This window comes from uncultured Aurantimicrobium sp. (genome assembly GCF_936931525.1).
GTDB lineage: Bacteria > Actinomycetota > Actinomycetes > Actinomycetales > Microbacteriaceae > Aurantimicrobium.
In genome coordinates, this window is the sequence record NZ_CAKZII010000178.1 from 1 (window position 1) to 14045 (window position 14045).

General features: G+C 55.0%; 16 protein-coding genes. 7 read left to right on the forward strand and 9 right to left on the reverse strand.

Features of this window, described 5'->3' with window-relative positions; all coding sequences use genetic code 11:
- The 4 genes from nadA to Q0362_RS09190 all read left to right on the forward strand — a co-directional run.
- Positions 1-444: quinolinate synthase NadA (nadA, locus tag Q0362_RS09175; protein WP_298122765.1), on the forward strand; the 444-nt coding region annotated here is incomplete at its 5' end.
- A gap of 3 nt (positions 445-447) precedes the next feature.
- The gene (nadB, locus tag Q0362_RS09180; RefSeq protein WP_298122767.1) at positions 448-1986 is read left to right on the forward strand and encodes an L-aspartate oxidase; all 1539 of its coding nucleotides are present in this window, start codon (positions 448-450) and stop codon (positions 1984-1986) included.
- A 3-nt stretch (positions 1987-1989) separates the two neighbouring features.
- Entirely contained in the window at positions 1990-2844 is an 855-nt protein-coding gene (nadC, locus tag Q0362_RS09185; protein ID WP_298122769.1) for a carboxylating nicotinate-nucleotide diphosphorylase, read from the forward strand.
- 9 nt (positions 2845-2853) lie between these two features.
- Positions 2854-4008, forward strand: a complete 1155-nt coding sequence (locus tag Q0362_RS09190) for a cysteine desulfurase family protein (protein WP_298122771.1) — start codon at positions 2854-2856, stop codon at positions 4006-4008.
- On the opposite strand, the gene Q0362_RS09195 is transcribed toward Q0362_RS09190, so the two are convergent.
- Positions 3997-4509, reverse strand: a complete 513-nt coding sequence (locus Q0362_RS09195; RefSeq protein WP_298122773.1) for a heme-binding protein — start codon at positions 4507-4509, stop codon at positions 3997-3999. The genes Q0362_RS09190 and Q0362_RS09195 overlap by 12 nt on opposite strands.
- 55 nt (positions 4510-4564) lie before the next feature.
- Between Q0362_RS09195 and Q0362_RS09200 the strand changes: the two genes are divergently transcribed.
- Positions 4565-5974, forward strand: a complete 1410-nt coding sequence (locus tag Q0362_RS09200) for an MATE family efflux transporter (RefSeq protein WP_298122774.1) — start codon at positions 4565-4567, stop codon at positions 5972-5974.
- On the opposite strand, the gene Q0362_RS09205 is transcribed toward Q0362_RS09200, so the two are convergent.
- The 4 genes from Q0362_RS09205 to Q0362_RS09220 all read right to left on the reverse strand — a co-directional run bounded on the left by Q0362_RS09205 (position 5971) and on the right by Q0362_RS09220 (position 7304).
- A complete protein-coding gene (locus Q0362_RS09205) occupies positions 5971-6333 on the reverse strand; it encodes an iron chaperone (RefSeq protein WP_298122776.1) in 363 nt (120 codons plus the stop codon). The genes Q0362_RS09200 and Q0362_RS09205 overlap by 4 nt on opposite strands.
- On the reverse strand, positions 6333-6542 hold the full coding sequence (locus Q0362_RS09210; protein ID WP_298122779.1) for a DUF4287 domain-containing protein: 210 nt from the start codon (positions 6540-6542) through the stop codon (positions 6333-6335). Before Q0362_RS09210 ends, Q0362_RS09205 begins: the two co-directional genes overlap by 1 nt.
- Before the next feature lie 75 nt (positions 6543-6617).
- Complete coding sequence (locus tag Q0362_RS09215) at positions 6618-6830, reverse strand: YgaP-like transmembrane domain (RefSeq protein WP_298122781.1); 213 nt, start codon at positions 6828-6830, stop codon at positions 6618-6620.
- 30 nt (positions 6831-6860) lie between these two features.
- Positions 6861-7304: a DUF1761 domain-containing protein gene (locus Q0362_RS09220; protein ID WP_298122783.1), complete on the reverse strand. Its 444-nt coding sequence runs from the start codon at positions 7302-7304 to the stop codon at positions 6861-6863.
- A 75-nt stretch (positions 7305-7379) separates the two neighbouring features.
- On the opposite strand from Q0362_RS09220, the gene Q0362_RS09225 reads away from it, so the two are divergent.
- Entirely contained in the window at positions 7380-8216 is an 837-nt protein-coding gene (locus tag Q0362_RS09225; RefSeq protein ID WP_298122785.1) for an SDR family oxidoreductase, read from the forward strand.
- Here Q0362_RS09225 and Q0362_RS09230 read toward each other — a convergent pair whose 3' ends face one another.
- Positions 8217-8681 (reverse strand): SRPBCC domain-containing protein, encoded by a 465-nt coding sequence (locus Q0362_RS09230; protein WP_298122787.1) that lies wholly within the window; start codon positions 8679-8681, stop codon positions 8217-8219.
- Positions 8681-9460, reverse strand: a complete 780-nt coding sequence (locus Q0362_RS09235) for an SDR family oxidoreductase (protein WP_298122789.1) — start codon at positions 9458-9460, stop codon at positions 8681-8683. The genes Q0362_RS09230 and Q0362_RS09235 overlap by 1 nt, the downstream gene beginning before the upstream one ends.
- 75 nt (positions 9461-9535) lie before the next feature.
- Here Q0362_RS09235 and Q0362_RS09240 point away from each other — a divergent pair, with 75 nt between their 5' ends.
- Positions 9536-10834: a threonine/serine exporter ThrE family protein gene (locus Q0362_RS09240; RefSeq protein ID WP_298122791.1), complete on the forward strand. Its 1299-nt coding sequence runs from the start codon at positions 9536-9538 to the stop codon at positions 10832-10834.
- On the opposite strand, the gene Q0362_RS09245 is transcribed toward Q0362_RS09240, so the two are convergent.
- Both Q0362_RS09245 and Q0362_RS09250 read right to left on the reverse strand, forming a co-directional pair.
- Positions 10818-11495, reverse strand: coding sequence for an SOS response-associated peptidase (locus Q0362_RS09245; protein ID WP_298122793.1), 678 nt, complete (start codon positions 11493-11495; stop codon positions 10818-10820). The two genes, Q0362_RS09240 and Q0362_RS09245, sit on opposite strands and share 17 nt — an antisense overlap.
- A 63-nt stretch (positions 11496-11558) precedes the next feature.
- Entirely contained in the window at positions 11559-13619 is a 2061-nt protein-coding gene (locus Q0362_RS09250; protein WP_298122796.1) for an Ig-like domain repeat protein, read from the reverse strand.
- Between the last annotated feature and the right edge of the window lie 426 nt (positions 13620-14045).

Genomic DNA, 14045 nt, shown 5'->3' on the forward strand with positions numbered 1-14045 from the left:
CTCTGGAATGGCTTCTGCTCAGTTCACAAGCGCTTCACTGTGGAGCAGATCGACAAGGCACGTGCTGAACACCCTGGTGTGCGCGTGATTGTTCACCCCGAAAGCCCGATGGCTGTCGTGGATGCCTCCGACGAATACGGTTCGACCGACTACATCCGCAAGGCAGTAGAAGCTGCGACCGAGCCCACCACCTTTGCTATCGGCACCGAGATCAATATGGTCCAGCGCCTGGCAGCTCAACACCCTGAACACACCATCTTCTGCCTCGATCCAATTGTGTGCCCCTGCTCCACGATGTATCGCATCCACCCCGGATACCTCGCCTGGGTATTGGAGCGACTCGTCGCCGGTGAAGTTGTAAACCAGATCGTCGTGGACGAATCCGTGGCAGAACCTGCACGTGTTGCGCTGGAGAGGATGTTGGCTGCCAAGCCAGCGAACTAACCCATGTCAAAAATTGTTGTGATCGGCAGCGGCGTCGCAGGACTTGTCGCCGCTGTTGAGGCGAGCCGGAACCACGAGGTCATTCTAGTAACCAAAGCCAACCTTGCCGAAAGCAACACTCACTATGCCCAAGGCGGCATTGCCGCCGTGGTGGCAAACGACGACACTGTTGCAGAACATGTTGCCGACACAATCTTTGCGGGCGCCGGCATGTGTTGGGAACCCGCGGTTGAAGTCTTGTGCTCCGAAGGCCCAGGCCGCATCAACGACCTGGTGAACTTCGGTGTGGAATTCGATCGCAAGGGTGCCGACTTTGCCATGGGCTTAGAAGCAGCCCACTCGCACGCAAGAATTCTTCACGCCGGCGGCGACGCCACCGGCGCCATCACCAGCAACACCTTGGTGGAAACCGTTCGCCAAACCGCGACAGAAATTCGTGAATACACGTTCGTGGCCGAAATCGTCGTGGACAACGGACATGTCACCGGAGTCCAGGTGCTGGATGCCGACGGCATGCACTTTATTGCCGCGGACGCCGTCATCCTGGCCAGCGGTGGCGCAGGTCAGCTCTATCGCCACACCACCAACCCCACCGTCACCACGGGTGACGGTGTTGCTGCTGCGTTCCGAGCTGGTGCTGTATTAGCTGATGTGGAGTTCTACCAATTCCACCCCACTGCCTTGGCTGTTCCCGGCTCTTTCCTCATCTCTGAAGCTGTGCGTGGTGAAGGTGCCGTGTTGATTGATGCCAATGGTGAGCGCTTTATGCAAAAGATTCACCCTCTGGCCGAGCTGGCACCACGTGACGTGGTGGCCCGCGGCATTCAGCGCACCATGATTGAACAGGGTGGTCAACCCGTTCTTCTCGATGCCACCGCACTAGGTAGTGACTTCCTCGCGCAACGTTTCCCCAGCATTACCAAGGCCTGCCGCTCCTATGGTTTGAACTGGGGCCGTGACCCCATTCCTGTTACCCCGGCTGCGCACTATTGGATGGGCGGCATTGCTACCGACACATTTGGCCGCACCTCTATCCCCGGTCTCTATGCCGTGGGAGAAGTTGCTTGCACCGGCGCCCATGGAGCAAACCGCCTTGCATCTAACTCTCTGTTGGAATCTGTTGTTTTTGCTCACCGGGCAGTTAAAGCGTTGGGCAAGGATTGGCCCACAGACCCACCAAGCGTGCGCTGGGCGAATGCAGCTCCCCTAGCTGAGCTTGAACTGCTCGAACCCGATCACACTTCGACCGCACAGGTGGTGGACCGTGTGGAGCTGCAGACCCTGATGTGGGACAGCGTGGGTCTTGCCCGCACCAAGTCAGAGTTGGATAGTGCCCTGACCCAACTGCACTCCTGGCGTCCTGCGGACCCTGCCCACCGCCTCTTCCCCGACTGGGAAGATGCCAACCTACTTTTGCTTGCTCGCACAGTTACGGAAGCAGCACTGGCGCGTGAAGAATCACGCGGAGGTCACTACCGCCTGGACTTCCCCGATACCGACCCGGCGAAAGCTCGCCCCATCACGCTGGTTCGAAAGGCGTAAACCATGCTGGATAAAGAAACCATTGACCGGGTTGTCACCGAAGCCCTGCACGAAGATGCGCCAACTGGGGACATCACGTCCCTGTTGGCCATCACGGAAGATGCCACCGCGACTGCGGTGTTGGCAGCGCGTGAACCAGGCACTTTCTCTGGTGCTGACGTATTCGAAGCAGCTTTCCGCCTGACTGATCCCCGCATCACTGTTGTGCTCCTCCAGAAAGACGGTGACCGTTTTGTCCCCGGAGATGAGCTTGCGCGAGTTTCTGGTCCCGCACGAGGCATCCTCACAGCAGAGCGCATTGGCTTGAACTTCACTCAGCGCATGAGTGGCATTGCCACCCTGACCGCGACATACGTGGACGCCATCAAGGGAACCGGCGCGACCATCCTGGACACCCGCAAAACCACACCTAACCTGCGTGCTTTCGAACGTCACGCCGTTGTCTGCGGTGGCGGAACAAACCACCGCCTCAACCTCTCCACCGCCTTCATGGCCAAAGACAACCACCTCGCTGTGTTGTTGGCCGGAGGTAAGGACCTCACCACCGAACTCCAGCGCGTGAAAACAGAACTTCCCGCGGGAGTGAAGTTTGAGGTCGAAGTGGACCGCCTTGACCAGATTGAACCCGTCATTGCCGGTGGCGTGGACATCATCATGCTGGATAACTTCTCTCTAGCCGACCTCAAGACTGGTGTTGCCCAGGTTGCCGGCCGCGCAGTAGTCGAAGCAAGTGGTGGCGTGAACTTGGACACCGTGCGAGCTATTGCTGAAACTGGAGTGGATGTCATCTCGGTTGGTGCACTGACCCACTCTGCTCGCGCACTGGATCTTGGCCTCGACGTCACGATTGATGCATAAGCGTCCATCATGATTTACCTCGACAACGCCGCAACCACTCCCGTGGTTCCTGCTGCATTGGAGGCTGCCTGGCCCTGGTTAACGTCTGAGTTTGGTAACCCTTCCAGCACCCACGAACTAGGCCTGAGGGCAAAGAACGCGCTCGAGGGCGCCCGCTCACGCATTGCTGCCTGGCTGGAATGCCCGGCTAGTGACCTGATCTTCACCTCCGGTGGCACCGAAGGCGACAACCTTGCGATTACCGGCCTGGCATTGGCTAATCCGCGGGGCAAGCACATCATCTCTGCCAGGACAGAACATGAGGCGGTGCTCGAAACCATAGGTTTCCTCGAGCGGGTGCACGGCTTTGAGATCACATGGCTCACTGTTGATTCCCAAGGAAATATCGACCTTGCAAAGTTGACCTCTGCCCTGCGCTCCGACACCACACTCGTCACCTTGATGCTGTCGAATAACGAAATTGGCACCACACACCCGCTCCCCCAGATCATCGAAGCCGCTCATGCCGTAGGTGCTCTCGTGCACACCGATGCTGTCCAGGCAGCTGGCTGGTTCGACCTGCGAGTGGGCAATAACGGCACTCTGGTTTCTGGTGTTGATGCACTCACGATCTCTGGTCACAAGCTCGGAGCCCCCAAGGGTTCAGGCGTGACCTATATTCGTGGGCGCCTGGCCGTGGAGCCAGTTCTCCACGGGGGCGGCCAAGAATTCGGTCGTCGTTCCGGCACTGAGAACGTCGCCTGGGCTGTTGCGCTGGCTACCGCTGTTCAATCACTCCCTGATCACGAACCTGAAGCACTACGTGTCAGCGCACTGCGAGATGAATTCATCTCGCAGGTGTTGGCCACTGTTCCACAGGCAGAGCTCACCGGTAACCCCTTCGATCGCCACCCCGGTATCGCGAGCTTCACCTTCGCTGGCCTCAACGGAGAAACCTTACTGCTTGAGTTAGAGCAGCGCGGAGTGATTGTTTCCAGCGGTTCTGCGTGCGCAGCAGGGAGTAACGATCCCTCCCACGTACTCATTGCATGCGGAATTGAACCTGATGTTGCACAGACTTCTGTGCGCTTCAGCTTGAGCCACAACACCACTGCAGAAGAGCTTGCCTTAGCAGCCACTGCAGTAACTGAGGCTGTTGCCAGTGTCAGCGGATTAGGGAACTAGCGCGAGAAGAACTTCATTGCGCTTGAGGAACCACGGCTTCCAGGGCGGGTCAAAGCGCGCGTAATAGACGTTTCCCACCGAGTTAAGTCCTGCTTCATGGACTTTCTTCAGAAGAAGTTCTCCGTTTTCTTGAAAACGGTCACCGTTCCACCCGCCACCAAACTTCATCGCAGCCGCATTATGGGCAGGGACATGTTTGGTGATGACCCGGGCGTTCGCCGGAACAGGAACATCTGCAATAGTCATTCCAGCTGGAAGGACAAAGGAGACCGTGTGGGTTTCTTCACCATGGGTCTCTTGGAGAACAGGTGCCGTCATGGCAATCTTCTTGCCCGCCATATTGTTGCCGGAGATGTAACTCACGAGCGGGCCAAAGGCCACACTTCCAGCACGCATGAAGTCGCCAGTGACGACTACTTGGACTAAGACATAGTCCGGATAGTGACGCACTTCGAAACCGTCGTTCTTTGTCAGGACGGTATAGGGCTGTTCCTCGGTCATGATGTGAGTTTATGCCCGGCAGATGTGCGTCAGCCGGGAATAGGCTTGTGAAGTTATGTCGACTCCAGCAACTGCTACCCCCGGACGTGAAATCGCCAATATTGCGATTCCCGTCAGCCTGGAGTTTGTCTTCATTCTGTTGCTCAACTTCATCAACCAGATTGTTGTGGGAGCACTGGGTGCAGTTGCTGTTGCATCTGTAGGACTGGTGAACAGTCTCAACTTGATCCCCACCTTCACACTCGGTGCCCTCGGCGCCAGCGCAGCGATCCTGGTCGCGAGGGCTTACGGCGCCAAGCGCGAGAAGGAACTCAACACCGTTGTGTCCTCTGCTCTCATCACTGGTTTCGTCATCTCACTTGTCGTGGCAATTCCACTTATTGCTTTTCCCGCTGAAATTCTCCGAGCTTTTGGTGCATCTGAAGATGTGCTTCGCGAAGGCCCTGCCTACCTTGCGGTTTTGTCTCTGAGCCTGCCCTTCGCTGTTCTCTCTGAAATATTCAGCGGCATCCTGCGTTCCGCCGACCATGCCCGTTCCCCCATGGTCGCCACCATCATCACGACCGTGCTCAATACCCCCATCGCCATCATCTTGGTTTTTGGCTGGTTTGGCTTCCCTGCCATGGGAATCGTGGGAGCAGCATGGGCAACACTGATCATCTCAATCATCAAAGCTGCTGTGATGGCGTATCAGACCTACGGGTTGTATCGCATTGCAGGGTGGGAAACACCGGGCAACTGGGCCAGCTGGAAGCATGTGCTGGTTCCCCTGTTTGTTTTGGGCATTCCACTTGCGCTGACCACAATCTTTTGGACGTCCGGAAACTTCATCTACAACATCATTGCCCAGCAAATTAGCAATGATGCGTTGGCTGTTCTGCAGATCTTTGGCTCACTCGAGGCTGTTTTCTTTGTTGCCAGTTTGGGCTTAATGAGCGCGGTCACCGCGCTTGCTGGCCGCGCGGTTGGTGCAGGAGATGGAGCACTCGCCCAGGCCTGGATCACCAAGATCAAACGTGTGGGGGTATACACCGGCATTGCCTTTGGTGTTCTGTTCGCAGCGAGTGCATTTGCCGTGCCCATGCTCTTTCCAGAGATCGGGCCTGCCGTCCTCATTCCTGTGACCTTCGCCATTCTCCTCAACGCGACAATTCAGTTCGTGAAGGTTCGCATTGCGCTTCTGGGAGCTGCCATTCTTCCCAGTGGAGATGACGTCAAGGGCGTGGTGGTTGGGGACTTTATTGCGCCCTTCTTAGTGGGCGTTCCCATCACTATTGCCTTGGCGTTCTTCACCCCACTCGGAATTTATGGCCTCTTCATTGGTCGCACGATTGAAGAATTCTTCAAGGTTTTCTTCTTCAGCTGGCGTGAACGCCGAATTCAATGGCAAGCCGTGGCTGACAAACACTTCAAGCCTGAGGAACTCCCCGATGACCCCACCACCGGGATCATTCACGTTCCTTAGGCGTGAGGGAATGCCTGACTCATGCGCACTGCGATGAGCTTTTCAATCAAGGCGTCCGGGACTGTGTGGTCGATAGGGAACTTGACCCCGCCGCCCTTCTCTGAAACCTCATAGCCAGCTAAGTCATCCATCATGACCCTGAATACCTGGCCAGAGTGTGGATAGTAGCCAATGTGCTTCTTATAGGAAGCAAACCCGGCAACCACTTTGCCGTTCACACGGAACCCAGGCATGGCGTAGGAAATGCACTGCTCAGCATCTGGGACAACGTTCAAGATTTGCGTGCGAAGTCCCTCGAGCGTGGAGCGCTGTGGCTCAGGCTGCGCCGCGATGTAGGCGTCGATTTCGGCCTGGGACATTAGAGACCGTTATTCACCCGATAGACGGCAACAATTGCGTTGGCGTGGCCATGGCCCATGCCGTGTTCGGCCTTGAGGTAGTTCACCTGGTCCATGTGCTTCTCGCCCTTGACGGCGTCTAGCTGCACCATCCAGTGATCAATGGGCTGACCATACTTCTTCTCAATCGAGGGGAAGTAGGAAGCGGGGCCTTGAACTTTTTCAGTCATGAAATGAGAGTACAGAATCACCACTTAAAGAAGAAAGCCTCCGAAGAATCTTCGGAGGCTTTCTTGAGGTCTGAATTAGCGACGGTTGTCGTTGCCGTTGAAACCCTGGCCAAATAGTGGCGCGAAGTAGCAGGTGTCTGAAGCACCAGCTGAAATCAGCATGAGGCCAACAAAGAAGAAGACGGCGCCAATAGGGCCCCACGTCAATGCAGCAATTACGAGGACAAGGCCGACAACAATTCGAGCCCAGCGGCCGAATGTCGATGACATAAATGCGGTGAAACCCATGTTGACTCCTGTTCCTTGGGTGGTTCTAGTTTATCGCCATGCGCCAATAATGAGGCCCATGATGGTGAGATTGACAACATCACTGGACACTTCGATAGCCCACACTTTGAAGTTCTGACCGGCAAAGAGCCGGTGCGACAACGAGGACGCCGCAGCCAAACCAATACCGAGAAGAAGACCTACGAGTCCTCCATCGAGCGCACCAAAATTGGGGTTCGATAATGCAACGAAGTGAATGACGGATGCCACAGCAATGGCTTCAACAAAGGCGGCAACCGCCGTAGATCCGAAGATCACGCCCATGTTCCCGGTGACTTCCATGTTTGCTGGGTCTTTACCCATTGCTCGCCACCACACGGGGAAGAACGTCTTCGGTCCGAACCAGATAGCTCCAGCAATGAAGGCCGCGACGAACGCAACGGCAATTGCAAGCCAGTTCAATTCAGCAAGAAACATGAGAATCCAATCGATCAAGTGATTTCAGTGTAGAACCGCTGAGCGGTCCAACCCGTGTTGTGTTCTGGAGCGTCAGGAGGATACTGAAATTGGATGAAGATAAACATCCAGATAAAGGAATACATCATGGACATCTCAGGCAAAGTATTCGTCATCACCGGTGGCGGTAACGGTATTGCTCGCGAACTGGTTCTGGAGCTTTTAGCAAAAGGCGCAACGGTGGCAGCGGTTGACCTCAGCACTGAAGGCCTCAAAGAGACCGCCAAGCTGGCCGGCAAAGACGCCAAGCTCTCTACTCACGTGATCAACATCACGGACCGTGCCAAGGTGATGGCACTGCCCAAGGCAGTGATCACCAAGCACGGCCAGGTTGACGCTCTCGTCAACGTGGCAGGAATCATTCAGCCCTTCGTCAAGGTCAATGACCTCGAGTTCGATGCAATTGAGCGCGTGATCAACGTGAACCTCTACGGGACTATCAACACTGTGAAGGCTTTCCTGCCCGAGCTTCTCAAGCGACCCGAGGGTTACATTGCCAATGTCTCCAGCATGGGTGGCTATGCCCCCGTTCCAGGCCAGACCATCTATGGCGCTACCAAGGCAGCAGTGAAACTACTGACCGAAGGACTGCACTCTGAACTCAAGGGCACCAATGTTCACGTCACCGCGATTTACCCAGGTGCCATTGAAACCAACATTGCCCAGAACTCCGGCATGGAAATCCCCGCAGGCACCGACGTGCACGAGGCAAATAAGTTCAAGATGACTTCGGTCAACGTGGCAGCAAGCACCATCATTGGCGCCATCGAGAAGAACGCTTACAAGGTCTTCATCGGTTCAGATGCCAAAACCATGGACAAGCTCACCCGCTTGATGCCCGAGAAGGCAGCGGAACTCATTTATAAGCAGATGAAGTCTCTGCTTGGCTAGTTAACCCAGGTAGTCAGCGAGCGACTGGAAGTAGCTGTCCATCCCGGCTTTAGCCAGGGGGATGTGCTCTTCTGGGAGCTCGCCATACTGACTAAAGCGCACCCAGGAACCGGTGGGACGTTCTTCAAAGTCGACCACGATCTTGGCGAATTCGCCGGTGAGATCCTTGGCTGCAAACTCAGCAGGTTCCTGAGAGTAGAACATGGTGTGCTCGATGAGCCTGCCAGGCTCGAGTGCGGTGTAGGTGCCCCAGAAGCAGGACTGGAAACCTGCTTCAGGCACGTTAACGGCAATAGCCCATGCGCCACCAACAACAGGTTCTGAAACGGACGAGCCAGGCACGTTTGCCAACACAGTGGGGTGGTACCACGCCTCGAGTTGCGCTGCATCAGTCCAGGCTTCCCAGATGCGGGACATGGGCTGGGTGTATTCGCGCTCGACGGAGTACAGGAAGTTGTGCTGCATTATTTCTCCTTTGGCAGGAACATGCCGCCTGCAATTTTGATAACTGATTTCTTGGGGAAAAACTTCACTAACGAGGATGAGATCGAGTTAGCTGCGCCCACCACAACGGAGGGGACATTCTTATCCAGGGCCGCGAAGGTTGTTTCCACAACAGCAGTTGCTGGCATGGGCTTGCCCCCTGGTGTTCCACCAGCGACGACAAAGAATTCAGATTCAGTTGAGCCAGGGCTCACGGCCACCACACGAACTGCAGAATCACCGAGCTCTCCCCACACGGCTTCCGTGAACGAGCGAACAAACGCCTTGGTTGCGCCATAGACAGCCATGCCGGGAACCGGCTGGAACGAGGCAGTGCTGGCAATGTTCACCACCGCACCAGAGTTTCGCTTCACCATGCCGGGTAGATAAGCAGCAGTGAGGTCTACGAGCACCCCAATGTTGAGCGCAATCTCTTCTTGGGTGCGAGAACGCTCTTCTTCGATGAAGAATCCGTTCACCCCAAAGCCTGCGTTATTGACGAGCACATCAACCGTGAGCTTCTTGGCGGCTACCGTTTTCTCCAGCTTGGCAACAGCACCTGGAGCAGCAAGATCCTGGGCAATGACGGTGACACTGACGCCATACTTCTTCGAAACAGTCTTGGCGACCTCGTCGAGGCGATCCTTGCGACGAGCAACAAGGATGAGGTTGCTGCCGCGGGCTGCAAAGCCTTCTGCGTAAGCAACACCGATGCCAGCGCTGGCGCCGGTTATGAGCGTGGTTTTACCGGTGTATTCCAAGAGGACTCCTTGATTGGGCCAGCTGTTCTGGGAATCTCAGTCTAGATTGACACCGCTATTTGTTACCGTTGAGTTATGACTGCGCTGGAGCCCACCCCTGCAAATAGACCTGATGTGACAGACATGCTCACAGAAGCAGCAGCAGCGATGGTGAGTTCGACCTATCCTGCGCCTCAGGCAGAGGAGGTTCTTCGCGGCCTTGCTGATGCCTACGACGCGGATGCTGAAATTGTTCTCTTGCCAACCCTCGTCCTGACCGAAACCCATAAGCATGGGGTGCCTCAACTTCGCGTGGTGAAAACCAGCTACCGGTTTGACCAGATGACACAGGTTCAATCAGTTCTTGCCCAAGCTCGTCACAACAAAGACAATGCACATGACGTTGCCGAGAGCCTTCGAGCAATTTCACACAAAAAGCCCATCTATCCTTCGTGGCTTCGCGTGGTGGGCTATTCACTTTCCGCGCTGGGATTTGGCGCGGCCTTCCGACTTGATCTTCCAGCGCTTATCGCAGTCACTGTCATGGGTTTGCTTATCGGCGTCATAGTGCTCAACCTCAGTCGCAGCACACGCTTTGCTGCACTTCTCCCCCTGATTGCCACCTTCATCGCCGGTATTTTGGTTGCCGGTGTGGCCATAGCGATAGATAGACCCGACCCCGTTCGCATGGTCGCCATGCTTATTGTGGTGCTGTTGCCTGGTGCAACGCTGACGTCTGGAATTATCGAACTCGTCAGCGGCTATATGGTCTCTGGAGCATCACGGCTCATGTACGCCCTGATGATCCTTGGCAGCATGGCTTTTGGTGGAGCCTTAGCTATTGCGGTCAGTGGCATCCCCTCCACGAGGTTGGTTGACGTCACGGCGACCCTGACGCCTGAATGGGTTGCCTGGGCTGGTGCCGCTATTTATGGCGTGGGAACTTTCCTCTACTTCTGCACACCATTGCGGTTATGGCTACCAAGTCTTTTTGTCATGATGGTCAGCTTTGCCATTTCAGTACTGGCAGTTCCTAGCCTGGGTGTTCCTTTATCAGCCGGCATTGCCACTACAGTTGGCCTCATTACTTCCTGGGCAATCAATGCCCGTCTAGGAGGTGGCCCTGGTGACTTGGCTATCTTCTTGCCCACCTTCTGGCTGATCGTTCCAGGCTCCACCGGGTTCGTGGCGTTAACCGGAGAACTAGAGTCGGCAAAGAACCTCAGTGATGTCGCTAACACAGCGGTGCTGACCTTCTTCGCAATGGCGATTGGCATGATGCTCGCTACAGCTGTCTATCCTCTTCTGAACAAGATTGCCCCTGACACAAAGCTCATCATGCGGAACGGCGCAGGGCTTATTTTGAAGACGATAAAAATCAAGCCGGGAAAATAAGTTCTGGACCGTTGCCTTTAACGGCGTTCACTCTGTACTCGCTCAAACCGGCAGCAACGGGCACAGCGGATGCAACAGCAGCATCCACGAGCGCTTGCGTTCCCATTTCCTTGGGATCGAGCCAGGTGGCCCAGAAATCCTTCGGCAGCGGCACAGGGTTACGGTCGTGAATAGCTGCTAATTCAGGCACTGTCGGCATGGTCAAGATGGTGGCGGTGAGCATCCACGGGTCGCTTTCTTGTGCCCGCCACCACGAATACAACCCAGCAAACGCAAGGGTTTCAGCCGAATGGATGTAGTGCGGAACCTTCACCCCATCTTCGACAACCCACTCGTAATACCCAGAGGCAGGAACCAAGCACCGCTTGGACTTTACAGAGTCTCGCCACGATGCTTTGGACGCAGCGTCTTCACTTCGAGCGTTGAAGGTGGAGAACTTGGGTGGTTCACCCTTCACCCAGGTGGGTATCAGTGACCAGCGAGCGCTTTCTAAGCGCCGGCGCTGGTCACCTGTCGCATCAATGGTGTCCACCACAACAGGAACCTGGTTGGTGGGCCTGATGTTCCAGCTGGGTCCAGGGAGGTTCTCCCCCACCAGATCAACGCTGAAGACGTCTTCCAGCACTTCAGTAGGTTCCGCGAGCGCGTAACCTCCACACATGCTGATTCCCTTCGCCACTGTAAAAAAGACTGAGCTTATTGTGGCACGAGGGTGGAAGCTGCCCTACTTCTTAATCCTGCTTCGAATCAAGACAAACCCGAATCCCAAGAGAACAGCCAAGAATCCAAACAACAGGATGGAATTGGAATCCTGGCCGGTCTGGGCAAGGCCAGCAGCGCTAATGGGAGAAATTGGAGTCGCACTAGTTCGCACGCTAGGGCTACTTTCACCATTCACATTCGTTGCAACCACACCAAAGGTGTAGCTCTGGCCATTTGTCAGTCCCGTTATCTGACAGCTCAAGGCAGTCGTGGTGCAGCTCAAGCCGTTATTGGCGGTGACGGTGTAACTCGTCACTGGTGAACCACCATCATTGGTGGGTTCACTCCAGGAAATTACTGTGCGTGAATCAAGCCCTGAGGTTGCGGCAACGGTAATGGGAGAAGTTGGTGGAGTATTTGCCACAACCACCTGGGGGTCTTCGGTGATGTGAACGGTTACTGTTCCATCCACCACCGCACGACCAAGCAAGGTGACTTGACCACCGAGCAGCCCATAAACGGCGGTGCCAGTTTTGATGGTGTTGTTACTGATCACCATAGTGATGGGTTTGTTCGGATCAGTGGGTGGAACTGTGCCATCTGGCGCAATCCAGGAGATCACCATGGTCATTACATAGGTATTGGTCTGAGAAATCAATGCGCGAGCTCGGTCGAAGTTTCCCACCAAATGGACGCTGACCTGAGTCTGATTGGGCAGGGATCCTTGGGGAATTGAGATTGAAACAGAACTTCCGTTAGTCGTGGCCGAGTAGGTGGCATCAACAAAGTCGGATGCGTTGATCGTGCCCAACAGATTCAGATCTGCGGGAGCAATCCCTGAGAGGGAGAGTTGAGTCCAGTGTGGGTAGAGCGAAATGGAAGCGGTAGGGGTGTAGCCGGTGGCTGCCATGCCGATAAAGTTGCCACCCTGCGCAGCATCAAACCAGCCATCAAAAACAAACCCTGAGCGAGTGGGCAACGGCAGTGGCACTGCTGTTGTTCCTGTTCGGTACACCGCAGATGGTGCCCCCGTGCTGAAGGTCACCGTGTAGAGAGCAGTGACATCCACAGAAGCTGCGGCCGAAGTGCTTGTCCGATAAGCCGCATCACCGGAATACACCGCGGTGACGCTATAGGTTCCGAGTCCGGGGTTACCTGACCACACGCAACTTCCTGCTCCAGAAACCAGTGCCGAGGTGGTGCAGAGAACTGTGCCGTCTGGCTTCTTGAAGCTGACGGTACCAGTTGCTGAGTTAGAGGTGACCTGTGCGCTCAGCGTGATGTCCTGCCCCACAGTTGGCAGAGAACTAACTGAGAACGTGGTGCTTGTGGGTTGCAAGCCGACTGTATGAGTTAGAGCAGCCGAGGTCGCAGTGAGATAGTGTGCGCTTTCTGCGACAACTGCAGTGATGGAGTTGTTTCCCACCGCTAATGTGCTGATTTCCAATGTGCACGGAGTCGCGATTGCCAAGGTGCACGTACCAACCGAGCTAGGTCCATTCTTGAAGGTAATGAGAGTTCCAGGGTCAAAACCAGAAGAAGTTGCAGTGAAGGTCACTGTTTCTTGATGAACAGAGGCCGAAGGTACAGAGCTGATTGAAACAGAAGGTTGCACTTTAAGCACATTGAGGGTGTAGGTCCACGTACCAGAGGTTCCGGCCTCATCAAGTGCGGTTCCCGAAACAACATATTTACCCACGGCGAGTGAGTCACTCGCCGTTATCAAACCCGCTGGGCTGACAGTAAATGCGCCATTAAAAGTTGTTCTATACGTGACGTTTCCTTGCGCATTGTCTACACGAATTTGATCAGAAAATATTGAACCGTATTGACTATTTCCAACACCCCGATAAGTGATTTGCCTGAGAAAAGGACGAGTCGCGCCGACGTCTCGAACAAGTCGGTTATTGGTGTCGTTTGCCCACAAAGTTCCGTCGCGATCAATAGACGCGCGTGAAATGTCGCCGAATGTTGAGCCCAGCGAAGGGGTAACTGACATCACCACTTTGCCAGAACTATTCAACTTGAGAAGAGCATTTTTACCTGTTTCAGGAACCCACACATTTCCTTCGCTATCGGACACAGTTCCACTCGCTCCGCCCCCTGTAGGGAGAATCGCCCAAGGGAGAATCGTATTTGGAATTTCATGACCCGGGGTTCCTTGGTACAACTCTCCCTTCACGAAAACATAATTGGGGCTGAATTTGACAATCGAGTCTGGCGTCCCCTGGTTGGTTGTGATAACAACCATTAATTCATCAGCACTATTTATGCTCATGCTGCTAATGGTTTGATTTACGTCGAGATTAAGGAAATTGTTTTCAACTGCCATGAAAACCGAATGGTCATGAGGTGAAGCTGCTGCAAATTTATATACTCCCTCACCGAAAATATGCATCCCCCAGCTCGCGCCCCTTGTAGCACCTCGAGCTATGAGATTTTGATCTGAGTCAAAAAGAAAATTGGAGAGCACTCCGCCTGTTTGGGCTGCAGTGAGATAAACAACTCC